We start from the raw sequence: 26,799 nt of genomic DNA, 5'->3' as shown, positions 1-26,799 counted from the left end.
AATTTATTGGGATTAATTTAAAAAAGCCACACACACTTTTTGTCCTATAAGCCTAAAAAAGCCACACACACTTTTTGTCCTATAAGCCAAAAACTAAACATAAATGCAAAATAAAAGCTGCGGATTGAATTCGATTCGCAGCTTTTTATTACGTCTATGTGCGTGCACTTACAGCTCAGCCCATTCACTACAACTAAGCGCTCATAACAAAACGACGCCGCTCCCGAAGGAACGACGTCGTTTTTTATTTGCATTATACTATGTTTTTATTAATAATTCCTCACCATAACCTGACGGCTTAGATGTGGAATAAACCTAACATAGCACCGCCAGCCAAGGAAATTAAGGACATTACGAAAAGACGTGGAGCACAGAATTTCAACATATCTTTAATTTCGATACCGGCCAAGCCGCAAGCCAAGAATGTAGTTGCAGCATGAGGAGTTACCAATACGCCGTAGTTTTTGGAAATCAACATAGCCATAGCCATGTCCTGAGGGTTTACACCGAATTTTTCACCTACGCTGATAGCCAATGGTACCAAGCCGAAGAAGTAGGAATCAGTACCGAGCAACATACCGATAGGTACACCGAGGATACCGAATACAGTCTGCAAATGTGGTCCTAAGAAATCAGGCACAAGAGCGATTAACATGGTAGCCATGTTATCCATCATTTTAGTACCGCTCAAAACGCCGAGGAATACGCCGGATGCCAACAAGATCATAGGCATGGTCAACGCTGTATCAGCATGCATTTTGATTGCTTTAGCCTGAGCTTTAGCGCCCGGGAAGTTAACGATCAAAGCAATAGCCAAACCGAACATGAAGGCACCGTACAAAGGAATCTTTGTGAAGCAGAGTAACAAGATAACAACTAAAGTTAAAAGACCATTGAACCATAACAATTTAGGGCGTTTCATAGCTTCGATATCTTCAGTCGTAGCATTGCTGTCAGCCGGTACAATAGAAGAGTCGAGTAAAGCAGCTTCGCCTGTAGGGTTAAGGCCCGCACCGCGGCGTTTTTCAACTATGCCCATGTAAGCAGCGAATACCATTAAGATTACGAGACCAACACCTTGCAATGGAATCAATTCCTGCCACAAAGCGTTTACGTCAGCGTTCAATACAACGCCGGTACGAGCTACCGGACCACCCCATGGTACCAAGTTCATGATACTCATAGCAGCACCGATGATACAAACTAATACAACCGGACGGATGTGCAATTTCTTATAGATTGGCAACATAGCAGGGATTGTGATTAACAATGTGGAAGCCAACGCACCATCCAAGTGACCGATTACGGCGATCATAGCCGTAGCAATGGTTACCAACATAATGTTGTTACCGGCTTTTTTAGCCAAGTAGTTAACCAATGGGTCAAACAAACCAACGTCACTCATTAATGAGAAGTATACGATAGAGAAAATAAATAATACCGCAGTAGACCAGGTTTTGGATACACCGGTTTGTACAAACTTATAAATATCTTCAGGACCGAAACCTGCAATTACGGCCGCGATGATAGGTACGATTACGAAAATCGGCACCGGATTTGTCTTAGATTGGATTAAGGCCCATACGATGATGACAATCATCATTAAGCCAAGAAAACCTAAAAACATGAGAAAATCCTCCTTTAAAACAACTACAAAATAAATGAGAAAATTATCATATCACAATATATAATGCGTTAACAACTCCCTGCCGAGTGAGATTAATAAGCTTAATCTCACTCACAGGAGTCTTTTTATTAAAGTCGACTACCTAATCACAGTCAGCATTACTACTGATTGGAGCAGACATTAATGCCATTAGTCTAAAGGTTTACGAACCACGTCGATGATAGTGCCGTCACGATATTCTACGATAGCTACTACGTCTTCGTCTTTATCGCTAACAGTTACACCTTCCGGTTTACCTACCAAGTCAAAGGCCAATTTTTGCAATTCTTCAATCGTGTAGATTGGCAAATTGGAGTCTTTGAAGCGTTCGATAAGGTCGGTACGACGAGGGTTGATGGCGATACCGCGTTCAGTTACGATAACGTCTACGGATTCACCAGGTGTAATTACTGTCTGAACGTTGTCAAGAATCATTGGCAAACGACCGCGAACGAGTGGACAAGTAATTACTGTGCATTTAGCACCGGCTGCTGTATCGCTGTGACCGCCGGAAGCACCCATGAGGATACCGTTGGAGTCAGTCATACAGTTAACATTGAAGTTAGTATCGATTTCGGTAGCACCTAAGAATACTACGTCGAGATAGTTTGTCATGTTGTCGGTCCAAGGATCCGCATACATGGAGGCGCTCATTTCGATATGGTTAGCATTTTTATGTAAAGAAGCCGCTGCATCAGTATCAAATGTTTGCGTATCATAGATAGCTTCGATCAAGCCGTCTTCCAACATGCCTGCCAATACACCGGTAGCACCGCCGATACCAAAACCGGCTTTAACACCTTGGGCTTTCAATTTTTCGCCGATAAATTTAGCAACTGTCAAAGGAGCTCCGCCGGCACCTAACTGGAAGGAGAAACCTTCTTTAATGATGCCTGCCTGATCCAAGAATTCAGCGGCCATTTCAGCGATTTTAATCTGGATAGGGTTTTTAGTGAAACCAACCGCACCGGAAGCAATACCTGCAGGGTCGCCGATAGCTTCTACTTCAACGATGTAGTCTACATCAGTTTGAGGTACGGAATATGGATATACATAGTCAACGAGGTTATCGGTAATAGCTACGGTTTTATCTGCATAATGGGAGTCAACCATGGCGTAGCCGAGAGCACCGCAAGCGGATTTGCCCTGCATGCCGGTGAAGTTACCGCGACGATCGCAAGTTGGGGCACCCATGAAAGCCACATCGATGTGAAGTTCGCCGGAAACGATGGCACGAGCACGACCACCATGAGAACGAATCACTACCGGACGTTTTAATACGCCTGGGTTTTTCGTCAAGAATTTACCGAGCGCATCACGTAAACCGGATGTTTCGATAGCTGTTACGGTACCATCTTTAATCATATCGATCAAGAAGTCATGGCATGGGCTCAAAGAGCTGGATGCTACGGTGATGTCTTTAATACCTTTAGCCTGGATGCGTTCCATAACCATTTTCATAACATAGTCACCATTGCGGAAATGATGGTGGAACGATACAGTCATACCGTCTTTTAGGCCGGTTTTTTCAATAGCTTCGTCGATGGAAGCCAATAATTTATCGGCACCGCCTTTATTATATTTAGCAACCGGACGACCGGCACGGTGCATTTTCGGCTCAACTGCGAACTCGCCTTGATACACTTCACGGCCTTCAAGAGCCGGAATATTCATTGGAATTTCGCGATTTGCTTTATTTAACATTGATTTCAGCTCCTTCATCTACTTCTACTTTAATCCCGGCAGCACGTGCTTTGTCCACGATACGTTGTGCACGTACTACGATAGGACCGTCAATCATTTTACCGTCTACGGCGATTACGCCTTTATTATTTTTCAAAGCATCAGCATAGCTGTTCAATACTTTTACGGAGTGAGCGATTTCTTTTTCATCCGGTGTGAATACTTTGTGAGCTAATTTAATCTGGCTTGGATGGATACAAGATTTACCGTCAAAGCCGAGGGCTTTAATGTATTCAACTTCTTCAACGAAACCTTCAGGGTCTTTAACATCGGAGAATACAGTATCGACACAACGGATGCCGGCTTCACGAGCAGCCAACAAGATGGACTGACGAGCGAATGCCAATTCAACTGCCGGTTTATGTTTACCGGTACGAAGGTCGGCACGGTAATCTTCAGCGCCTAAAGCGATACCTACTACGCGAGGTGCGTGGCAGATTTCACGAACATTGTAAAGGCCTTTTACGGATTCGATAGCTACGATAATATTAATCGTACCTTCTTCCCAGCCGTTTGCTTTTTCTACTTCTTCAATCTTACGGGCTACGATTTCAACTTCGGAAACGTCTTCCGTTTTAGGAATACGAATCAAGTTAGGTTTAGCCGGTACGATTACATCGAGGTCATCATAACCGTAAGGAGTCTGCGTCGGATGGTTAATACGAACTACCGTTTCGGAACGGAAAGTCATGCTTTTTAAAGCTTCAGCCGTCATCAAACGAGCCGTATCTTTTTCCGTTACAGGGATGGAGTCTTCAATATCAAACATCAAGCTGTCAGCACCGTGGATATCAGCACTGTTGATCATTTTAGGTGTGTTGCCCGGTACGAACATCATACTGCGGGAAATACGTGCTTTAGCTGCTTCGCTTAAAGGTAATGTTTTGGCTTCTACAGGACGAGTTTCGTCGTGAGCTACAGCCGCTTTTGGTTCGGAACCGCGTTCCAAAGCACCGAGTACACGAGCTTTAATGGCATAGTCCCAAGCTGCTTTATCGTCGGCAATAACTTTTACTCCGTCATAACCGGCTTCTTTAACCGTTCTTACGATTAATTCTTCAATGTGTTTACCATACTGGCGTTGAACTTTGGAAGTCAATTCCACTTCAATACCGGCCGCAATTGGTTCAACTGTTACAAGACAATCTTGCTTTTCGTCAAAACCGACAGTCGCTGCCTTTACTAATTTGTTCATAGCTTCGCATCCTTTCCTGACGAATCGAATTACTGAAAAAAAAATTAACGATAAAAGTTAAGGAAATACATCAACATTTAAACTACTGATAATAATTTAAGCCATTACATAACTTAGATTTGAATTTTAAACATTTTTTTATCTCTTACTTCTAAAAACATTATATCTACCTTCATCATATAAAGATAATAAAAAGCCGTTATGTACTGTATAAAATTTTTATACACATTTTTTCATTCCATAGATTACATTTAGTAATGTGTTATAAATACGCATAAAAAAAGAATCTTTTTGCATTTAGCAAAAAGATTCTTAAAAATTATCACTGCATTTGCAATTTCCATATAAGAAAAAGTTCTTTTGGGCTTTATAAAAAGTAAAACGTAAGATTCGTTCAACACAAGTTTACACCTGTCTACGAAATGTCGTTAAAACTGTATCGTTACCGGTGAATTATCTTTATAATATTCTTGTACATAATCTATAAACGTTTTAACGGCAATCAATTTATCACTCACTTCATTGAAGTATAAAAACGTACTGCGCACCCAAGGCTTGCCGTCTTTCTGATAAATCGGTTCCACATAGATGCCTTCATCTTTGCAGGAACCAAGCCCTAAATACGGTAAGATTGACCAACCGAGACCTTCACGCACGAAGTGACGACAGGTAACCATAGAGTCCATCTCCATAGCCGCTTCATGACTTTTCGGCAGATTTTCATTACACCATGTGTCAAGAACGGTAGTAATCGAACCGTCCGAACGATATTGAATGAGCGGCAAATCCGCCAACTCATCAATTGTAACCGGATCTTTATAAACCAAGCAGTAAGGCTCTTCAAAGAGCTTAATACTGCTGCTTGTTTCTTTATGATTGCCGCGCGCGATTGCCACGGCCACTTCCCCGCTGTTAAACATCTTATTTACATGGGAACTGTGACCGGTTTTTACTTGGATATGAATATTGGGATATTGCTTCGTAAATTTACCCAATAAATGCGGCAACTGATAGTCCGCGAAGTTGATGGACGAAGCAATTTTTAAAGTCCCTTGTATCTCTCCGCTCATCTCACCGATAGCCTGCTTCAAGCTTTCCATTTCCTGGAGCATGCGGCGGCAGTAAGCATGAAAGACTTCGCCTTGAGGCGTCAACGTAATTCCTTCACTGGTACGAAGTAATAAGGGACTCCCCAAGTCTTCTTCCAAATGGCGCAGACGATAACTCAGCGCCGGTTGGGATAGAAATAGTTTTTCAGCGGCTTTTGTAATATTGCCTTCTTCCACAACGGTTACAAAAGTTTGCCATTCCCGTTCATCCATTAAATCCCTCCTCAATCTCTACGGAAAAATCGCAATAAGGATAAGAAGATATTAATGAAATCCAAGTACAACATTAACGCGCCGATCAATTCAACCCGTTCCAACACTTCGTCATCTTCAAGGGCTACCGTGGTCAAAATCCCTTTAATGCGATTCACATCAACGGCCGTAAAAATCGTGAAAATAATCACACCGAAAGCACCGAGGGCTAAATTAACGAAACCGTTTTGGAATACGAACACATTAAGCAAGCTCACGATAATAAGCGCAATGACAGCACCTAACAAATAGGTCGTCCACGATGTTAAGTCACGTTTAACCACACCGCCGATAACCGCAAAGGTACCGAAAAACGCCAACGTCCCCACAAAAGCATAAAAGAACGCCGTCGTACCGTATACCATACTCAAGGCCGCCAAAGTAAGGCCATTTAAAATAGAGTAAATAAAGAACATGCTTTTCAGCGTAGTCAGACTGGCCGACATCTGCCGCGCGCTGAATAAGAAGACCGCGCCCAATTCCAAAATCAACAAAATATTGTAGTTGGAAACAGCCAATGAAAGCCATTGAGGGTTAAATAAAGCTGCCAACATAGTAACAAATGTTGTCAAAATTCCCCAGCCCATCCAGAGCATGGAGTTGCGCAATTTACGCGCTACAATCTGCGAAATTACAGATTGATCCGCATTCACGGGCATTGAATAGTTCATACATACCTCCTCAATCAAATCTGTCACGGCTCAAATCGGCCTCTTAATATAAAATCTTGCTTGTGCCTCTCACCTTGACACAAGCAAGATTTACGTCACTACCTATTCAGCATGCCGCAGCAATACCTTAATACGCATTAGCCACACAATTAACGGGCGTTGGCAATGCCTTCAAATACTTTGCCGCGAGAGCCGTCGACAGTTACAACTTCACCATTATTAATTACAGTTTCTGCATTTCTTACACCTAAAATTACCGGAATACCGAAGTTAATCCCTGCAATAGCGGCCGCCGAAGTAAAGCCGTCTTCAGCAGCAATGATAGCACCGGCACGTTTAGCAAACGGCATTAATTCCGGTTCTAACGTGCGAACTACCAATACATCGCCATCGCGGAAAGACTTCCCTGCCATTTCAGCATTATAAGCGAGGCAAACACGACCGGTAGCGGCGCCTTTACCCACACCATTACCGCTTAATACGGCTTTGCCGACTACATGTACGCGAATCATATTGGTCGTACCGGCCTTACCGGATGGTACGCCGGCGGTAATAACAACTAAATCGCCGGATTCGATATGGTTTTCAGCCAAGGACGATGTAATAGCACTGTATACCATTTCATCGGAATTTTCATGGCCCGCACCGAGTACGGCTTCAACGCCCCAATACAACTGAACGCGACGAACCGTAGCTTCATGCGGCGTAACCGCTAAAATCTTAGCGCGCGGACGGTTGCGGGAAATACTCATAGCCGTTTTACCCGTTTCCGTACAAGTAATGATAGCCGCCGCATCAAGATTCTTAGCTACCGTTACGGTTGCCACACTGATGGCATCCGTAGTTTGTACCGTATCAGAAGCAAACGGATGCTCAATATTGCAATATAAAGTGGAATGTTCCGTCACTTCCGCAATACGCGCCATTGTCTGTACCGCTTCTACCGGGTATTTACCGCCTGCTGTTTCGCCGGACAGCATAACCGCATCAGTGCCGTCCAAAATAGCATTCGCTACGTCGCTGGCTTCGGCGCGGGTAGGGCGTGGGTTATTCGTCATAGATTCCAACATTTGAGTGGCCGTAATTACAGGCTTCGAGGCTTTGTTACATTTAGTAATCATCATCTTCTGAAGAACCGGTACTTCTTCAGCAGGGATTTCAACGCCCAGGTCACCACGAGCTACCATGAGACCGTCGGACATGCGCAAAATATCGTCTAAGTTATTGATACCTTCTTCATTTTCAATCTTGGAAATGATTTTAATATCTTTCCCTTCTTCTTCCAAAATGCGGCGAATAGCCACTACATCAGTGCCACGCTGCATAAAGGAAGCGGCTACATAGTCCACATCCATTTGGCAACCGAAACGCAAATCTGCCATATCGCTTTCCGAAACCGGTGGTAAGCTGAGTGGAATGCCCGGTACGGCTACGCGTTTACGATCGCTCATAGGCCCGTTGTTTTTAATTGTAGTGTAAATTTCGGTGCCTTCGATTTTTTCTACCTGCAAGGTAACCAAACCGTCGGATAATAAAATTTCGCACCCTACTTTAACGTCATCCACCAAGCCTTTATGGTTAACCGAACAAATGGTAGCGTCCCCTTCAATATCGCGCATAGTAAGCGTAAACGGTTTACCCGCTTCAAGCATTACTTTGCCCTCTTTAAAATGACCTAAACGAATTTCAGGCCCTTTGGTATCAAGCATAAGCGCTACCGGAATCCCGGTTTTCTTCGAAGCAGCGCGCACCGCTTCCATACGTTTCGTATGTTCGTCATAAGAGCCATGTGAAAAATTGAAGCGTGCTACGTTCATACCGGCCTGTAGCATCTGTTCCAATACGCCGGGCGCATCAGTGCTCGGTCCAATGGTACAAACAATTTTAGTCTTTTTCATAGTAAATACCTCACTCATAATGAATTGGAATAAAGCCTATGTTTTCCCTTCATAGTAACCATTATACACTAATCAATTAAAGTATTTCTACACTATCGGGGCCTAAAATTTCTTCCACCGCCCGGCATATTTCAGTCCCGGGGGCAAAATAGTATTCTTTGGCTACATCAATGCGTTTCCGTTGCCGATGTAAATAAAAGGTGACCGGTACCGTCCCGGTTGCTTTGAGGAGTAATTTTTTCAACTCATTACTCGCTTCGGCCGTGTCAAAACCAGGACGAATATGAATTACAATACGCTTGGCCGTATCGTAATTGACTTTTAACGGCTTAATCGTATCGGCAATGATTTGTACGCCCTTTTCATCCGCATCAATCCGTCCCGAAATACGTACCGCCATATCTACGGCCAGCATGGCCTGATACTGCTGAAATTTTTGTGGGAAAACGACAATAGACGCGGAACCGGAAAAATCTTCGAGCCGAATAATGGACATGACATCGTTGCGCCGCGTAATTCTGTCGGTTTTCTCTACAATGAGGCCACCTACGGTCACTTCCTGCTTGTCGTATTGTTCCGGATTTTCATTAAGTTTACCCACTTCGAAAAGACCTTTTAATTCAGCTTCATAAGAATTAAGAGGATGGCCGGAAATATAAAAACCGGTATATTCTTTTTCATCGCGCAATTTTTCATCCATGGTCAAATCGTCGAGCTTTGGCACTTCAATGGTTTCCGCCACGGACGGTTCATCACCAAAAAGACTCATAGCGCCGCGGGCTTCTTCTTTTTGAAGGCGCTGTCCCAAACTCTGCGCTCCTTCATACATGGCGAGGAGCTGATTGCGGTTTTCCTTGAAGCTATCCATGGCGCCGCAGCGAATTAAGCTTTCCAGTAAGCGTTTATTTACCACGCGCGAGTCGACCCGTTTGCAAAAATCAAGAATGGAGCTGTATAAACCGTTCCGATGGCGCTCGGCCAAAAGTTGTTCCACCGCATTATCGCCTACGCTCTTAACGCCACCCAAACCGAAACGAATAGCACCGTTCTGTACGGCAAAAGCCTGTTCCCCGTAATTAATATCCGGGCCCAACACTTCGACGCCGTGCTTTTTACAGTCATTAATATAGTACGTCAGTTTATCCACGTTGGTCATGAAACTACTCATAGTAGCCGCCATAAATTCAGGATAATAATGAGCCTTCAAATAGGCCGTCTGATACGCAATATAGGCATAGGCCGCACTGTGGGATTTGTTAAAACCGTAGCCCGCAAAGTATACGAGCAAATCGAATACTTCATTGGCAATGGCTTCCGGAATATTATTCTGCACCGAGCCGGCAATAAAGGATTCACGTTGCGCTTTAAGGACGGATTCTTTCTTTTTACCCATGGCACGGCGCATTAAATCCGCTTGGCCGAGACTGAAACCACCCATGGCAGAGGCAATCTGCATAACCTGTTCCTGGTAAAGAATAACCCCGAAGGTATCCTTCAAAATCGGTTCCAACAACGGATGTAAATAGGTAATTTCCATCTCCCCGTGGCGACGTTTAATAAAGTCTTCCACCATGCCGCTGCCCAACGGCCCCGGTCGATACAAGGCAACCAAAGGAATGAGGTCTTCAAAATGCTCCGGTCGTAAATCCATAACGAGCTTCGTAATCCCATCCGATTCAAGCTGGAATACGCCCGGCGTATCACCGCGGGTTAAGAGGTCACACGCGGCCTTGTCGTCAAGGGGAATTTTATCGAGGTCAATATCAATTCCGCGGTTAGCTTTAATGAGCTTCAAAGCGTCATCCATAACAGTAAGCGTCCGAAGGCCCAAGAAGTCCATTTTCAAAAGGCCCAATTCTTCGATATTGTCTTTATCATACTGAGTAACAAAGCCCGCGTCATTGGCGTTCTGAATCGGCACATGGTCTTCCAACGGTGCCGCCGAAATCACCACGCCCGCCGCATGAGTGGAGGCGTTGCGCACAATACCTTCCAGTTTACGGCCATAATCAAAGAGTTCACGAACCTTCGGATCCGTATCATAGAGCTGCTTTAAATCTTTACCCTTCAGCGCTTTGTCGAGCGTAATGCCCAATTCATTGGGTATCATCTTAGCCAGGCGGTTCACTTCAGGCAGTGGATGATCGAGCACGCGACCCACATCGCGAATAACGGCACGCGCCGCTTCCGTACCGAAGGTGATAATCTGAGCCACCCGAGCTTGACCGTATTTTTCCGTTACATATTCGATAGCCTTGCCGCGTTTTTCGTAGCAGAAGTCAATATCGATATCAGGCATGCTGACACGTTCCGGATTCAAAAAGCGTTCAAAGAGAAGATTATATTTGAGCGGGTCAAGGCCGGTAATGCCGAGCAAATAGGCCACCACGGAACCGGCCGCACTACCACGACCAGGCCCTACTAAAATGTCGTGCTCACGAGCGTAACGCACATAATCCCACACGATGAGGAAATAATCGTCAAAACCCATTTGAGCGATAACGGCGAGTTCATAATCGAGCCGTTCTTTCAGTTCCGGCGTCATCGTACCGTACAGTCGCGGCACTTCTTTTTCACACAAATGGCGTAAATAGGTAGTCGCCGTCTCCCCTTCCGGCACGTCGAAATGAGGCAAATGATGCTCATCAAAATTAAATTCCACATTACAACGGTCTGCAATGGCCAAGGTATTTTCCATGGCACCCGGAATATGACTGAATAATTCCGCCATTTCGTCGCCGCTCTTCATATAAAACTCGTCATTCGGGAATTTAAGTCGATCCATATCGGCCACTTTGGCCCCGGTCGCAATGCAAACCTTAATATCTTGCGCATCTGCATCTTCTTTTAATACATAATGAAAGTCATTGGAGCACACCAAGCCTACGCCATACTCTTTGGCTAACTGAATGAGTGCTTCCTGCGCTTTTACTTCGGCGGGTAAGCCGTGATTCTGTATTTCTAAAAAGAAATTATCCTTGCCGTAAATATCTAAGTAGGTTTCCAGCGCTCGTTTCGCTCCTTCCGGATTATCCTGCAATACACATTGCGGAATTTCTCCTTGAATACAAGCACTCAAGGCGATGATACCTTTACTGTGTTCTTTTAATAATGCGTGATCGACACGAGGTTTGCGGTAAAAACCCTCCGTAAAACCGCGGGATACGATTTTAGTGAGATTTTGATAGCCTTCCATGGTCTCAGCCAGCAAAATCAAATGTTTCAATCGCTCTTGCCGACTTGCGTCTTTATCAAAACGACTGCCCGTCGTAACATACACTTCGCAGCCGATAATCGGCTTTATCCCCGCACTTTTTGCTTCTTTATAAAAATAAATGGCACCACACATGTTACCATGGTCCGTTATCGCCAAAGCAGGCATGTTCAGTTCTTTGGCGCGGGCTACCATTTGCGGCAGGCGACTGATGCCGTCCTGCAAGCTGTATTCAGTGTGGCTATGCAAATGAACAAATGGTTTCATGGTTCCCTCCTCAATCAAAATTATATAAAAAGGACCGACCCCGAGGTCAGTCCTTTTACTGTATCTGTACCTTATTTAATTATATCATAAGTTGGAAGTCGTACTGCTTAATTATCAAACATTACTACGAAATAGCCTCCCGGCGAATGGGACTATTCGTTAACGACCTCGAAAACAATGAGTCAATTCACGGCGCACCATCTGCCACTGGGGCATAAATTCAGCCACTACCTGCCAAAAGCGAGCGGAATGGTTCGGTTGAATAAAATGGGCAAACTCATGAATCATTACATATTCCAAGAATAATCGAGGCCCGATTAATAGTTTCTGATTAATCATAATCCGCTCTGTCCGTAAGGAACAGGAACCCCAGCGCGTTTTCGCTTCGCGAATACGCAGTTTTGGATAGGGCACATCATAACCGGCTTCAATGTAACAACGATAAATGCGATCACGCATATCCTTCACCACATCTTCTACCAGATGTTCCCAAAAATCCGCCATCAACGCGGCGCGCTCCGCTAGCGTGCTGTGCGGTTTGACAAACATGTATAAAACAGCCGGGTCCGATTCACTCCAACTCACGTAAGGTGCGTGATTGGGTTCAACCGGAGCCACCGTCAACCGGGCTTCATACCCCAGAATGGTAAACAGTTCACCGTTTTCGTACTGATACGGTACTACAGGGGTCTGTTTCGCCTGATGGTCTTTGAAGCGCTGCCGTGCTTTATCGATAAAGCCTTCATGCTCCGAAACAAATTGAGTAACGGTGTGAGCGGGCATACGCCACGGTGCCGATACCTTGACCGTACCGTCCGGCATGACGCGGAGGTTCATGTTTTTGACAGCCTTCCACGTCACCGTATACGGTATAAGCTCACCGGCTATTCGTAATTCATATGTCTTCGACTGTGTCTTACGCGACGACCGTCGCTGCCACCAACTCATAGTATTGCTTAGCGAGCGTTTTTAGCTGCTTTAGCACGGGCAGCACGATCCAAAATAGTTTTACGCATGCGAATGCTGTGCGGTGTTACTTCTACCAATTCGTCGTCGTTAATCCATTCCAAAGCCTGTTCCAAGCTGAAAATACGAGGCGGTGTCAAACGAACAGCTTCGTCAGAGGAGCTGGAACGCATGTTGGTAACATGTTTTTTCTTACATGGGTTAACGTCCATGTCGGTTTCACGAGAGTTTTCACCGATAATGCGACCGGTGTAAACCGCTTCGTTAGGACCTACGAATAAAGTACCGCGATCCTGTACGGAATTCAAACCGTAAGGAGTTGTTTCGCCGTCTTCAAAAGCTACCAAAGCGCCGCGCGTACGGCTCGGAATGTCGCCTTTAAATGGTGCATACCCATGGTACACATGGTTCATGATACCATTACCTTTAGTGCTGGTTAAGAATTGAGCACGGAAACCGATAAGACCACGGGCAGGAATAATGAATTCCATGCGGAGGTAACCGGCCAATTCGGTCATGTTAATTAATTCGGCTTTACGAACGCCCAAGTTTTCCATAACGGTACCCATGAATTCCTGAGGTACGTCGATGGTTAAGTATTCTAATGGTTCGCAGAGCTGATCGTTAATGCGTTTGTAAATTACACGTGGTTTACCAACCTGTAATTCATAGCCTTCACGACGCATAGTTTCGATTAAAACGGCCAAATGAAGTTCACCGCGACCGGATACTTTGAAGGAATCCGGCGAATCGGTTTCTTCTACTTTCATGGACACGTTGGTTTCTACTTCTTTGAACAAACGGTCACGTAAATGACGGCTCGTTACATAATCCCCTTCACGACCGGCAAACGGGGAGTTATTAACGGAGAACATCATGGACAACGTAGGTTCGTCAATCTTAATAGCCGGTAATGCTTCCGGATGTTCCGCATCAGCTACGGTTTCACCGATGTTGATATCTTCGATACCTACGAAAGCAGTGATGTCGCCCATGGCGGTTTCATCGGTTTCCACACGATTCAAGCCATTGTAGGTATAAACACGACCGATTTTAGCTTTACGAGTGCTTTCGCCGTTCATGATTACAACCTGCTGGTTAGTTCTCATGCGACCGCGAACAATACGACCAACGGCGATTTTGCCTACATAATCATCATAGTCAAGGGTCGTAACCATGAACTGTAACGGACCGTCAATGTCGCCCTGCGGAGCAGGAATTTCTTTTAACAATACTTCGAATAAAGGCTGCATATCTTTGCCTTCATCATCCATGGACAATTTAGCAATGCCATCACGAGCGGATGCATATACAACCGGGAAGTCTAATTGATCGTCATCGGCTTCGAGTTCCATGAAGAGTTCCAATACTTCGTCTTCTACTTCGTGAACACGTTGGTCCGGACGGTCAATTTTGTTGATAACAACGATTGGTTTTAATTTCTGTTCCAACGCCTTACGAAGTACGTATTTAGTCTGTGGCATCGGACCTTCAAAAGCGTCAACCAACAACAATACGCCATCAACCATGTTGAGTACGCGTTCTACTTCGCCGCCGAAGTCAGCATGGCCCGGGGTGTCAACGATGTTGATTTTTACGCCATTATGCATGACAGCCGTATTTTTAGACAAAATGGTAATACCACGTTCTCTTTCAAGATCGTTAGAGTCCATAACACGCTCTGCCACTTTTTCATTCTCTCTAAAAATATGGCTTTGTTTTAAAAGGGCGTCCACCAAGGTTGTTTTACCATGGTCAACGTGCGCAATAATTGCGACATTACGAATATCTTCGCGAATCATGTATGTATGCCTCCTGTTTCGCTATAAAAAATATTAACTACTGATATAGTCAAAAGTATCAATCTATATAAATAACAGTTAATTATAACATAGCTTATACCTTTTAACAACTTTCTAAAAATTCTTTAACCGTTGGATTTGCTTTTAAGGCTTCAATTTCTTCTTCGCTTGGAATTTTCACCTTATCACGGTCTATATTAACAAGACACAAAAAGCCTACATAATCGCCCTTATTGGCACGAAATTGATGAATCGTGTTGCTCGGGATTTCAATAAAATCGCCCACTTTTACATCCACCACTTTTTCACCCAGCAAACATTGCCCATGGCCTCTGAAAATCATAACCATATGTGTATGTTCATGATGTTCCAAGGTCGAATAACCACCCGGTTTCACTTCAAAATAACGGAATTGGCAGGGAATGTCAAAGGCGCCGTCAAAGAGTACCTGCCGTGTTACATCTTTGAAGGGACTGCCGTCCTGTTTATAGACTAAAGTATCTACGCCCTCCCAATTAAAGGTTTCTGTATTAAACTTTTTAATCATAATTAACTCCTCAACATTAAGGCCTGCCAATACGTTTAACGCAAAAACGCCCGTTACTACCGCAACGGACGCATCGCTATTTTACTTAAACATACGTTTCAATGTGCCCATGAGGCCGCCCTTTTCATGAGCATGAGTCGCTTCGGATACGGAAGCTACTTCAAAGCCTGTTGCATCAATGGCTTCTTTAATGGCATCAGCATTAACTTTGCTGTTGTCATAGGAAATAGTTACGTCTTTGGATTTCAAATCCACGTCGGCAGACATAACCCCCGGCAAACCGAGTACTGCAGTTTTTACTGTATTTTCGCAATTGCTGCACATCATTCCCGGTACGTTGAATACCTGCTGATGAGCATGACCTGTACTGCCGCAACCACAATCTTTACACATAATATGTTCCTCCAATCTTCTTCCGGCTCAACGATATGAACCAAGCCATAATATTAACGATTTAGTCGCAAAGGCCTCCCCTGGCCTGACGGCATAGGGAGGCCTTAATTATCATTTTATTGAATTTCTTTATGTTTTTTATCATTAACGGCGCCCGCTTCTACGTCAATCGTTTCCACTTTGGCCACATCAGATACTTTTTCTTCTTTTTTCTTGTCAGAGCTTACGGCGTCTTTGAACTCATTGATACCTTTACCAATGGCTTTACCAACTTCCGGCAACTTACCCGGTCCGAACACAACGAGCGCAATAACGAGCACTAAAATTAGTTCCTGTGTACCGAAATTAAACATAATTTTCACCTCGTTTAGCTACAATAATTATCATTTCTCTTTACAGTGTAACACGAAACCCTATAAAAATGCTATAGAAAGTATCATAGCATTTTATCAATTTAAATATTAGTTTTTAGCGGCTTTGTCTACATACCATGTCACTGTATCCTGTGAGAGAACAGCGCCCGGAAGCACATGGCCGATACGTTCTTCCCATGATTCATCCATATACTCTTTACGCTGACGCAGTACGCGACCAAGAGCTGCCGCTTTCGATTCACCCACAACGGTAAACCATACATTGCGCGCTTTCGCCAAAAACGGGAACGACATGCTCACACGGTTCCATACTTTGCCGTCCGTTACGGGAATAACGGTCCGCTTCTTTTCTTCCAAAGCCTGAGACCGAGCAAATAAGGATGCAGTATGGCCGTCATCGCCAAGGCCTAACAACGTAAGATCTACGCCGTCTTTTTCACAAGCACTGAGCACGGTGGCTACTTCTTTTTCATAGGCATCGGCTGCTTCTTCAACGGTACCGCTGTTTGTCGGTACCGGATAGAAATGACTGCTGCCGCCAATAGAGGCAAAGAGGCGTTCTTTGGCACGATAGAAATTATTGTCCGGATCGGTCTGCGGCACAAAGCGCTCATCCACCCAAAGGAAGAATATATTTTCCCAATCCAATTGCGTACGATATGCATCGGTATTTAAAAGCTCAAATAATGTATTCGGAGTAGTACCGCCGGAAATAGCTACTACAGCGCTTCCGGACTCGGCAATACAAGTATTCGTAAAGGCAATAAAATCCTTAGCTACTGCTTCCGCTACTTCTTGAGCGGTCTCAAAAGCACGAATTAAATCTTGCGCCATTGTAAGGAGCCTCCTTCTAAAATCTCATTAGTTTCTTTCGGTCCTTCGCTATAGGCCGGATAGAAGCAAAGTGGCACATTGTCCAAATCAGCTTCCCAAGCACGCAATAACGGCATAAATAAACGCCAAGATGCTTCTACGGTATCATTGCGTACAAACAAGGTTTGGTCCCCTAAGAGGGCATCCAAAATTAAGCGTTCGTAGGCATCCGGAATATCCTCCCCTTGCATAAAATCACTGTAGGAGAAATCCATCTCCAAGGTATTTACACAAAGTTTAGAGCCCGGCGACTTAACTTCCAACGATAAGCCCATCCCTTCATGTGGCTGCATACGCAACAACAAGACGTTTTGATTAAAATCTTTCGGTCTAATCGGTTTGAAAATGGAGTGTGGAATCGGTCTAAACGTAATGGCGATTTCACTGGATTTCTTCGGTAAGCGTTTGCCCGTACGCATATAGAACGGTACGCCGCGCCAACGCCAGTTATCGATGAAGAGTTTTAACGCCACATACGTTTCCGTCTGAGAGTTCGGGGCCACCCCTTCTTCCTTGCGATAGCCTACGGCCGGACGTTCCGAATCAACGGCTTCTACATATTGGCCGCGCACGGATATTTTGCCGAGGTCCTGTCCTTCCAACGGACGGATGGACGAAATTAATTTAGCGATTTCATCGCGATACGCATCGGCTTCAAAAATAGCCGGCGGTTCCATGGCGATGAGCGATAACATCTGTACCATGTGGTTCTGGAACATGTCGCGCAAAGCACCGGCTTTATCATAATAACCGGCTCGTTTTTCAACGCCTAATTCTTCCGCTACGGTAATTTCCACTTTTTCAATATACGTATGATTCCAAAGCGGTTCAAAAATGGCATTGGCAAAACGGAGCATCAAAATATTCTGAACCGTTTCTTTACCTAAATAATGGTCGATACGATAAGTTTGCGATTCTTTAATATAACGTTTCAAGGATTTATCGAGGGCAACGGCACTTTCTAAATCGTGGCCGAACGGTTTTTCAATAATAACGCGGGACCATGCTTCCTCTTCGTCCAATAAGCCCTGCTCTGCCAAACCTTTTACAATCGGTTCAAACATAGTCGGCGGCATGGCCAAGTAGAATAAAGCATTTCCTTCCGTGCCATGAGCTTCACTGACGCGTTTTAACTCGGTTTCAAGCAGTTCAAACATAGCCGCTTCCGTATATTGACCGGCCACATAGGAAAATCTGGCCAAGAAATCATCTGTTACGGTATCGCCGTTAGCCGCCATAGCTTCGCGTACTTCTTCCTGAAAAGCTTCATTGGTCATTTCAGTACGAGCTACGCCGATTACGGCGAATTTTTCCGGTAATAATTTACGCTCAAATAAAGCATGTATAGCCGGTAACAATTTTCGTTTAGTCAAGTCGCCGGAGGCACCGAATATTACAATAGTGCCGGGGCCCGGAGCCGAGTCAACACAGAGTTGCTCCCGGTAATTACACGAAACTGTCATTGGTTTTGCTTTCATTGTTGCAATCTCCTATTACTCTATTACTATAGAATATCATTCATATGCTTACTCTAGCACAAAACGACGTGAACTTCAATATATGGGTATATTCTGCCCCTTATTTGACACAATTTTTACCTCTTTTCCCCACATTTTCGCCCTAAACTTATGTATATACAAATAACCGCCCCGAATTCGTAATGAATCGGAGCGGTTATTTATATAAATGTCATTCAAAGCACTTTAAGTTACATACACCTATGACAGTTTATTTATTTGTCAGGCGTAACACCCTTATTTAACTTCTACTTTAACGGCACCGTATTTCTTAAGACTTTCTGCTTCTACCTCAGCTTGCGTCTTATAGTTTTGCGGAATTTTAGCTAAACGAATCCAGCTGCGAACCGCTTCCACCAATACGATGACAATCATGAGGAACATGACTACACTGAAGGCAACCAAGGTCCATTTGCCGGCCGGAATGTAACTGTAGAATACGTTTTCATAATCGGCAGCAATAGCAATGATGGCCATGAAGAAACATGGTACACCGGTTACCCAAGCGTAACGTTTGTGGCCGAGACGCATGATTACTGTAGTACCTACGGCCAAAGTCATGGTACCGAGCAACTGATTGGATACACCGAATAACGGCCAGATAATACCGATGTTACCTTGTAATACGAGGTAACCCCACATGATACAAATTAAGGCAGCACAGCCATATACGCCCGGTGCCCAGTTAACGTTTTCAAGCGGTTTGTAAAAACGGCCTAATAATTCTTGCAATAAATAACGACCTACACGAGTACCGGCATCAATCAAAGTCATGATAAACAAAGCTTCGAACATGATGCAGAAATGGTACCAGTAGCCCATGAGATGAGCCATGTTAGGCAAGCGCGAGAAGATATGAGCCATGCCGACGGCCAAGGAAACGGCGCCGCCCGGACGATGCATCAAGTCTTCGCCGACCATCTGAGATAAAGCCGGTAATTCATGAACTTGAAGTCCCAAAGCTTTGAAGGATTCAGTAGTGGAGTTGATGGCAAAATAGTCATCAGGATGTAATGCGGTAGCGGCAATCAAAGCCATCATGGCAATGAATGCTTCCGTAAGCATAGCGCCGTAACCGATAGGTAAGATTTCTTTTTCATTGGTAATCATCTTAGGTGTTGTACCGGTAGCAATTACGGTATGGAAACCGGACAAGGCACCACAGGCGATGGTAATGAAAATGAATGGGAATACGGAACCTTTAAGGACAGGACCGCCGCCGTAAATGTACTGGGTAACGGCCGGCATTTGGATTATCGGCATAACGATGATAATCCCTAATGCCAAAGCACCGATAGTACCGATTTTTAAGTACGTGGATAAATAATCACGCGGTGCCAGCAACAACCATACAGGCAAGGCGGCTGCGAAGAAACCGTATACAGCCAACATGATTTCGATGGTCTGTAAGTCGTAAAGGAACCAGCTTGCATAGGAGGAAGCGGCTACTTGAGGACCGTAAATAATGGCGGCAAAGATAAGTACTACACCGATAACCGTTGCTTCCTGAATTTTGCCGGGGCGAAACCAGCGTAAATAAATACCTACGAAAATAGCGATTGGAATCGTCATGCTGACGGAGAAGAAGCCCCATGCGGAGTTATGAAGCGCATTGGCTACTACTACGGCCATACCGGCCAAAGTAATAATCAAAAGGAACAAGGTAGCGAGCATGGCACCGATACTGGCCAAATTGGAAATTTCTTCCTTAGCAATATCGGCAATGGATTTGCCGTCATAACGAACCGACGCAAACAAAATTACCATGTCGTGAACGGCCCCGGCTACAACCGACCCGATCAAGATCCATAATAAACCCGGTAAATAACCGAATTGAGCAGCAATAACAGGACCAACCAAAGGACCTGCACCGGCAATCGCTGCAAAATGGTGACCGAATGTTACCCACTTATTCGTAGGTACATAGTCATGGCCGTCGTTGTGAACAACGGCCGGGGTTGGACGGAATTGGTCCAATACCAATACCTTAGCGGCTAAGAAGGCCCCATAATAGCGGTACGCTAAAATGAGGATGCACGCCGAGGCGATTACGATGTACAACCCATTCATTTCCATAAAAAAACACCTCCAATGTCCTAACAGCATTGAAGGTGATGGCTCGTATCATAAATAATAAGAACTAACAGGTAATACGTCCGCCACAAACAATGTTGTTACCCTAGTAGAACTATCTACGCCCTTATTGTAACGCCTCACAAAGGGGTGTCAATTATCATTTACGAATAATGCAATTCTAATATTACATTTCAGTATTCAAATGTCAAAAAATCGTCTAATAAAAATCCCGATTCTTTCAATAGGAATCAGTTGTTTTACTTCCCTATGACTTTAATGTATAGAAAACTTTATTAATTTTATACATAATCAATCATAATAAAAAGACCTAAAACCCTTATAAAACGGCTTTAGGTCATATGTTTTATCCAAAAATTTTTTCATCGACAGTAAGTACGAGGATTTTTTCGCGCCTATCCGTACCGTCAAATAAATCACGACAGTCGATGATATCCTCAACAGTCAGATTTACATGATTGAGTAAAAACGCTTCCGTTTCTTCGTACGGATAGTAAAAGAAGAAGCGCAAACGCCGCGGTTCTTGATAAACAGAATCGAATATATTAGCCAATACCCGCTTCAAGGTATGTAACGCAAAGGGATTGAATAAAAAGCAGCAATCCACTTCCTTCGGCACTTTGAACGCTACCGCATCACCGTGAATAAATTCGACGCGCTTACCGGCCACGGCCGTCTTCTGATTATCCAGCGACCGTTCCCATAACCGCTCGTCAAATTCCACGCCGATACAACGGCAACGAGTTTCATGAGCCAGAAAGAGACTGACCCGCCCTTTACCGCTGCCATAGTCGATTAGCGTACTGCGCTTCCCGATATAGCCCGTACTGATTAAACGCTCCAGAACCGCATAGGGAGTGGGCTCGTACGGATGATGCTCTCCGTCAAACTGACTGTCATCACGACCGGCCGTCTTAATATTAAGCAACCGTTCCCATGCCTGCTCATCCATACGCCTACTCCTTTACAACTTAGCTTATACTTACCAAAACTTACAAAACTTGCGAATCAAAGTGCCCGCACAACGACACTGGCGTTCATCATTTCACACGTACTTAGCTTATTCGGCACTTTTTACCACATTAGAACTTACCAACGCCTCCGTGCCGTCATGTTTTTGACGAATGGAGGCAAAGATAGCTCCCGAAATATTATGCCATACGCTGAAAATCGCCCCCGGCAAGGTAGCCAGCGGATTCATGGCAAAGTGAAGCGTGGCGAGCGACACGGCGAGGCCGCTGTTCTGCATGCCCACTTCAATGGTAATAGCCGTTTCCTTAGGATAGGAAACACGCAACACTTTAGCCGCCGTAAGACCAAGGCACATGCCGATAATATTATGCAAAATAACAACCGCCAACACCAATAGGCCGGCCGTGAAAATCTTCGTTACATTCACCGAAATAATCCCGGCAATAATCATGACAATGGCGATAGATGACACCAAAGGCATCGTAGCCAACAAGGCTTCCAATTTTTTGCCGAAGAAATGATGAATAGCAATGCCCACCAGCACCGGAATCAACACCACTTTAACTACGGACATAACCATGGCCAGGAAGGATACTTCCACCCAGGTACCGCCCAGAGAATAAATCAAAAACGGCGTCAATAGCGGTGCCAACAAGGTTGACGCAATGGTCATGCCCACGGATAGGGCCACATCACCTTTGGCAATGTAGGTAATCACATTGCTGGCCGTACCGCCGGGGCAGCAGCCTACGAGAATCACGCCGATGGCAATATCCGTCGGCAGATTAAGGGCTTTACAAAGCACATACGCCGTTAACGGCATAATCGTATATTGTAACAATACGCCGCCCAAAATCACTTCTTTAGGATGGGCAAGAACCATTTTAAAATCATTGGCCCGAATAGAGAGCCCCATACCGAACATGGCGACACCCAAAAAGACCGACGTATAACTTACGGTCCAACTAAACATGGAAGGCGTCACACACGCCCAAATAGTAAACGCAATGATAATCACACCGATATACTTAGTCACAAAACCGGTCAGGCTTTTTAACGTCGAAAGCAACGGTTTCATAGAATCACCCGCCTTATTTAGCAGCACTGTCAGCCGGATTAAAACTGAAATTATCAATCAAGCGTGTTTTACCGATATAAACAGCCATGGCCACCAAGACCGGACGATCGATAACATCCACATCTTCCATGGTCAAGGCGTCTACCGCTTTAATATATTCAATCTTCGCCATTGGTTCAGCCGCCACGATATCTGTAATGGCCTGTACCAATTCAGCTGCCGGCATCCCTTCTTTAATATGTTCCTTGCCATAAAAAATCCCGCGGGACAAGCAAAGCGCCGCCTGCCGTTCTTCCGCCGACAAATAGGTGTTACGCGAAGATTTGGCAAGGCCGTCTGCTTCACGTACGATTGGACAACCCACAATTTTAACAGGGCTGTTCAAATCTTCTACCATCTTACGGATAATCGCCAACTGCTGGGCATCTTTTTCGCCGAAATAAGCTTTATCCGGCGTCACAATGTTAAATAACTTCGTCACTACCGTACAAACGCCGTGGAAATGAATTGGACGGAATAGACCGCATAAATGCTCATTCATATCTTTTACAACAACGGATACTTTCGCATCGGTATACATTTCCTTCGGATCCGGTCGAAACATCAAATCGGCCCCCATTTCTTCACATAAAGCCGCATCACGGGCTTCATCACGCGGATAGGATTCTAAGTCTTCATTCGGGCCGAACTGCGTAGGATTAACGAATGTGGATACAACCACATGATCATCTTCTTCGGCAGCACGCTTAATCAGCGACGCATGACCTTCATGCAAAAAGCCCATCGTTGGTACCAAACCTACTGTTTCACCGGCACGACGCCATGCTTTAACGGCATCACGCACTTCTTTAATCGTATTTACTGTTTTCATATATTTTACGTCCTTTCACAAGTTGTTTGTAAAGATAGCTCTGCTCTGACAGCACAATTACTTCATATCGGCTAACAAACCATGTTTTTCGTAATTTGTTACCCTCACAATGGCATTCTTTTCATCCACAAACACTACGGACGGTTTATGAGTTTTAACTTCTTCGTCGTTTAATTGTCCATAGGCCATAATAATCACTACATCGCCGGGACAAGCGCAACGAGCGGCGGCGCCGTTCAAACAAATCACACCACTGCTAGCTTCGCCGCTAATGGTGTACGTCTGAAAACGTTCCCCGTTATTTACATTTACAATATCTACCTTTTGGTATTCCAAAATACCGGCAGCTTCGAGCAACTCCGTATCTACTGTAATACTGCCTACATAATCTAAAGCGGCTTGCGTCACCGTGGCGCGGTGAATTTTACCCGCTAATACTTCACGTATCATTCGTTTCTCCTTTACTATAGGCCTCCCACTTTGAGGCAATAAAAAACGGCGTTCGCGGAGATTTCTCCATCGAACACCGAAAATAGACAAACTGAGCCCTTCCCGTATTAGACATCGCCACGTGCGTGCGCTTGCCCATACTTAAAGCGGCTGTTTATTCTTACATGAAGCATTGTGTGTCAGATAGAGTATAGTTTCCACAGAATACTATCTCCCACTGCAGTATACCATAAATTTTAGCTAACACCTAGTCTTCCTTAACATATTTTCTTTTCAAAATAAATTGTTTGATGGCTTAGCCCAGGCAATTGAGTCACCTTCGTAATAGTGAAACCAAGGCTCAAATACATATCTTTTAGCCAAGGATGCGTATCAGCGGTGCCCAATGTAACGAAGGGTGCTTTCAGTTGATCCCGTAAAATCACCGTTTCTATCCATTGAAGCATCTGTTTGGCATAGCCTTGCTTTTTAAAACGAGGGGACGTTACAAAGTGGCCAATATGAGGAAATTCACGCGGTCCTGGCTTTGGCCCCCAAGGCATGCGCAAGGTAATGGAACTAGCCAATTGACCATCCACAAAAAGACCATACGTAGGATGGGTTTCTACCCAAGCAGTTGCGTCCGCTTCCGTCATATGACTAGCTGAAAAATCCACACCATAGTCTAAATTGCTAGCATAGCCTTCGTGAAGGACTTCATAATAGGCTGGCCCATCCGCTTTAGTAAGTTGCCGATAGGTAATCTCCTTTTGAGCCTTTTGAGCATTTTGCAATTGACTCATATTACATAATCCTCCCACTGCCCTAAATAGCGATTTAAGAATTGTCGTGTCCAATCTTCTCGTGGATTGCTAATCACTTCTTTAGCGGTGCCTTGTTCCACAATAACGCCTTGCTCCATAAAAATAACTTGGTCAGCTACTTCTTTGGCAAAGGCAATTTCATGAGTCACTACAATCATGGTAACATGCATTTCACGGGCAATATTCTTAATAGCCCCTAATACTTCGCCCACTAATTCAGGTTCTAAGGCACTCGTTGGTTCGTCAAATAAAATGACCGCTGGGTCCATCGCAATGGCACGAGCAATCCCCACGCGCTGTTGTTGACCCCCCGATAGTTGCACGGGATAATACGCTTCAAACCCTTTCATGCCTACCGCTTCTAAGCACTGTTCCGCTTTGGCACGAGCTTCTGACTGTTTCATCTGCTTAACGGTCACAAGCCCTTCCATAACATTTTCAAGCGCTGTCATATTAGAAAACAGATTATACATCTGAAATACCATAGATGTATGACGGCGAATATTTAATATTTCCTTCTTTGAGGCCTTGTGCAAATCTACCGTTATATCATTTAAGGTCATCTGACCAGCATCAGCTTTTTCTAAAAAGTTAAGCGTCCGTAAAAACGTTGTTTTACCGCTCCCCGACGGACCTAAAATAACGGTCACTGAACCAGTCGGCACCGTCATATCGATACCTTTTAAAATTTCACGGTCCCCAAAGGATTTTCTTACATTTTGTATCTCTATCATAGAATCCTCTAATCTCAATTAACTACACAGCATTGCCGCGCTTATATTTACTCATCATATGTTCTAGTCGTTCAAAGATAAATTCAAAACTATACCTAGGCTCCAATAAATGAGCGCTACCACGATATACGCTTCAAAATACGCCGAATTATCTTCTACATACAGCTTGGCGGACCCTAATAATTCCACTACCGTAATCACAAAGACGATACTAGTACTTTTCATAGTATTTAAAAACTGATTGGCAAACAAAGGCAAGGCAAATACAGCCGCCTGTGGTAATACGACCCGGCGAGAAGCTTGTGCCCAAGTCATGCCAATAGCTAACGCTGCTTCCACCTGGCCCTTAGGCACAGATTGATTAGCCGCGCGGAAAATTTCACTCAAATAAGCCCCTGTATGTAAGGTTAAGCCCACAACAGCAACTAGCGAAACCGGTACTTTTTCATAGGGCACATGCACGCCGGTTTGATCTTCTAAGGCTAAGAACAAAATGGGCAAGCCGTAATAGACTAAATATAAAAGCACCATGTTTGGCAAGCTCCGACAAACGATGACAAACACATCAGCCAACTGGCTAAGCACGGGAATGCGATTAAGCTGTGCTACCGAACTAATAAGACCTAGCAAAATACCAAACCCAACGCTAGCAAAAGTAAGCCACAAGGTTACTTTTACATAGCCTAGGACATACCAAAAAGTCCCGCTTATATATTGAAAACTAATTATACTGGTTGATTCCATGTGCCTCACCCCTTACTTGCTACGGTGCGTGCTGCTGTATGGCGCCCTACTCGTTCACTAATGGAGTAACGACGCTCTAAGAACCGCCCAATTAACGAAATAATCAATACTAACATACCATAAATAATGGCTACGTCCACAAAGAGTTCTAAACTTCGCTGTGAGTTAGCACCCATCAAATCAGCGCGGCGCATAATGTCTACTACGCCTACGTTGAAAATTAACGAAGTCCCTTTCATCATGCCGATAACACTGTTGATGAGCGGCGGAATCGCCATGGTAAACGCCTGCGGTAAAATAACCCGACGATAGCTTTGAAAGCTCGTCATTCCCAAGCTCATAGCCGCTTCTTTTTCACCTTGTGCCACTGCCTGAATGCTACTACGCAAAATTTCAGAACTATACGCCCCTATATGTAACGTAAATACAACGATAACAAATGGTTAATTGTAAACTGAAATTAAGCATATAAAAAATCCATAGTGAATACCGATTTGTGTTATGATTAAGTTTTCTAATCTAAAATCTTTTACACGAGGTATCGATATCACTATGGACTCTACTAA

The 26,799-nt window shown here is 44.4% G+C and carries 23 protein-coding genes; all 23 read right to left on the bottom strand.

The annotated features are described in order from the left end of the window. Positions 1-298: 298 nt before the first annotated feature. The 23 genes from MXE28_RS08570 to MXE28_RS08460 all read right to left on the bottom strand — a co-directional run bounded on the left by MXE28_RS08570 (position 299) and on the right by MXE28_RS08460 (position 26,667). Complete coding sequence (locus MXE28_RS08570; RefSeq protein ID WP_226974551.1) at positions 299-1,627, bottom strand: citrate:proton symporter; 1,329 nt, start codon at positions 1,625-1,627, stop codon at positions 299-301. A gap of 189 nt (positions 1,628-1,816) precedes the next feature. Next, positions 1,817-3,370, bottom strand: coding sequence for a citrate lyase subunit alpha (citF, locus tag MXE28_RS08565; protein WP_021840219.1), 1,554 nt, complete (start codon positions 3,368-3,370; stop codon positions 1,817-1,819). Then, positions 3,360-4,604: an aldolase/citrate lyase family protein gene (locus MXE28_RS08560; protein ID WP_021840220.1), complete on the bottom strand. Its 1,245-nt coding sequence runs from the start codon at positions 4,602-4,604 to the stop codon at positions 3,360-3,362. The genes citF and MXE28_RS08560 overlap by 11 nt, the downstream gene beginning before the upstream one ends. A 428-nt stretch (positions 4,605-5,032) precedes the next feature. After that, positions 5,033-5,926 (bottom strand): LysR family transcriptional regulator, encoded by an 894-nt coding sequence (locus MXE28_RS08555; RefSeq protein WP_021840221.1) that lies wholly within the window; start codon positions 5,924-5,926, stop codon positions 5,033-5,035. 11 nt (positions 5,927-5,937) lie between these two features. Beyond that, complete coding sequence (locus MXE28_RS08550; protein WP_021840222.1) at positions 5,938-6,636, bottom strand: Bax inhibitor-1/YccA family protein; 699 nt, start codon at positions 6,634-6,636, stop codon at positions 5,938-5,940. 149 nt (positions 6,637-6,785) lie between these two features. Further along, positions 6,786-8,534, bottom strand: coding sequence for a pyruvate kinase (gene pyk / locus MXE28_RS08545; RefSeq protein ID WP_021840223.1), 1,749 nt, complete (start codon positions 8,532-8,534; stop codon positions 6,786-6,788). Positions 8,535-8,610: 76 nt separating this feature from the next. Continuing rightward, a complete protein-coding gene (locus MXE28_RS08540; RefSeq protein WP_247240043.1) occupies positions 8,611-12,015 on the bottom strand; it encodes a DNA polymerase III subunit alpha in 3,405 nt (1,134 codons plus the stop codon). Positions 12,016-12,174: 159 nt separating this feature from the next. Beyond that, entirely contained in the window at positions 12,175-12,963 is a 789-nt protein-coding gene (locus MXE28_RS08535; protein ID WP_247240042.1) for a SprT family zinc-dependent metalloprotease, read from the bottom strand. Between the two features lie 8 nt (positions 12,964-12,971). Then, entirely contained in the window at positions 12,972-14,783 is a 1,812-nt protein-coding gene (typA, locus tag MXE28_RS08530) for a translational GTPase TypA (RefSeq protein ID WP_021840226.1), read from the bottom strand. A 103-nt stretch (positions 14,784-14,886) separates the two neighbouring features. Then, positions 14,887-15,330, bottom strand: a complete 444-nt coding sequence (locus MXE28_RS08525) for a cupin domain-containing protein (protein WP_021840227.1) — start codon at positions 15,328-15,330, stop codon at positions 14,887-14,889. Positions 15,331-15,411: 81 nt separating this feature from the next. Further along, on the bottom strand, positions 15,412-15,723 hold the full coding sequence (locus MXE28_RS08520; RefSeq protein ID WP_021840228.1) for a heavy-metal-associated domain-containing protein: 312 nt from the start codon (positions 15,721-15,723) through the stop codon (positions 15,412-15,414). 116 nt (positions 15,724-15,839) lie between these two features. Next, positions 15,840-16,076: a twin-arginine translocase TatA/TatE family subunit gene (tatA, locus tag MXE28_RS08515; protein ID WP_021840229.1), complete on the bottom strand. Its 237-nt coding sequence runs from the start codon at positions 16,074-16,076 to the stop codon at positions 15,840-15,842. Between the two features lie 108 nt (positions 16,077-16,184). Further along, a complete protein-coding gene (gene pgl, locus MXE28_RS08510; protein ID WP_226974554.1) occupies positions 16,185-16,931 on the bottom strand; it encodes a 6-phosphogluconolactonase in 747 nt (248 codons plus the stop codon). Then, positions 16,916-18,448, bottom strand: a complete 1,533-nt coding sequence (zwf, locus tag MXE28_RS08505; protein ID WP_226974555.1) for a glucose-6-phosphate dehydrogenase — start codon at positions 18,446-18,448, stop codon at positions 16,916-16,918. The genes pgl and zwf overlap by 16 nt, the downstream gene beginning before the upstream one ends. Before the next feature lie 276 nt (positions 18,449-18,724). Continuing rightward, on the bottom strand, positions 18,725-20,563 hold the full coding sequence (locus MXE28_RS08500) for a carbon starvation protein A (RefSeq protein WP_021840232.1): 1,839 nt from the start codon (positions 20,561-20,563) through the stop codon (positions 18,725-18,727). Between the two features lie 364 nt (positions 20,564-20,927). Next, complete coding sequence (locus MXE28_RS08495) at positions 20,928-21,533, bottom strand: class I SAM-dependent methyltransferase (protein ID WP_156704960.1); 606 nt, start codon at positions 21,531-21,533, stop codon at positions 20,928-20,930. A gap of 108 nt (positions 21,534-21,641) precedes the next feature. Further along, positions 21,642-22,631, bottom strand: coding sequence for a bile acid:sodium symporter family protein (locus tag MXE28_RS08490; RefSeq protein ID WP_156704962.1), 990 nt, complete (start codon positions 22,629-22,631; stop codon positions 21,642-21,644). Positions 22,632-22,644: 13 nt separating this feature from the next. Further along, complete coding sequence (gene panC / locus MXE28_RS08485; RefSeq protein ID WP_247240041.1) at positions 22,645-23,502, bottom strand: pantoate--beta-alanine ligase; 858 nt, start codon at positions 23,500-23,502, stop codon at positions 22,645-22,647. A 57-nt stretch (positions 23,503-23,559) separates the two neighbouring features. Then, entirely contained in the window at positions 23,560-23,952 is a 393-nt protein-coding gene (gene panD, locus MXE28_RS08480) for an aspartate 1-decarboxylase (protein ID WP_021841086.1), read from the bottom strand. A gap of 257 nt (positions 23,953-24,209) precedes the next feature. Further along, positions 24,210-24,734 carry a GNAT family N-acetyltransferase gene (locus MXE28_RS08475; protein WP_021841085.1) on the bottom strand — a complete coding sequence of 175 codons (525 nt, stop codon included), beginning with the start codon at positions 24,732-24,734 and terminating at the stop codon, positions 24,210-24,212. Next, the gene (locus MXE28_RS08470; RefSeq protein ID WP_021841084.1) at positions 24,731-25,489 is read right to left on the bottom strand and encodes an amino acid ABC transporter ATP-binding protein; all 759 of its coding nucleotides are present in this window, start codon (positions 25,487-25,489) and stop codon (positions 24,731-24,733) included. The genes MXE28_RS08475 and MXE28_RS08470 overlap by 4 nt, the downstream gene beginning before the upstream one ends. A gap of 63 nt (positions 25,490-25,552) precedes the next feature. Next, positions 25,553-26,233: an amino acid ABC transporter permease gene (locus tag MXE28_RS08465; RefSeq protein ID WP_021841083.1), complete on the bottom strand. Its 681-nt coding sequence runs from the start codon at positions 26,231-26,233 to the stop codon at positions 25,553-25,555. A gap of 5 nt (positions 26,234-26,238) precedes the next feature. After that, positions 26,239-26,667 (bottom strand): ABC transporter permease subunit, encoded by a 429-nt coding sequence (locus MXE28_RS08460; RefSeq protein WP_156704966.1) that lies wholly within the window; start codon positions 26,665-26,667, stop codon positions 26,239-26,241. Positions 26,668-26,799 lie beyond the last annotated feature (132 nt).

Source organism: Veillonella sp. KGMB01456 (genome assembly GCF_023051165.1).
In the GTDB taxonomy this organism is placed as follows: Bacteria; Bacillota; Negativicutes; order Veillonellales; family Veillonellaceae; genus Veillonella_A.
This window is presented reverse-complemented; position numbering and strand designations above follow the sequence as displayed.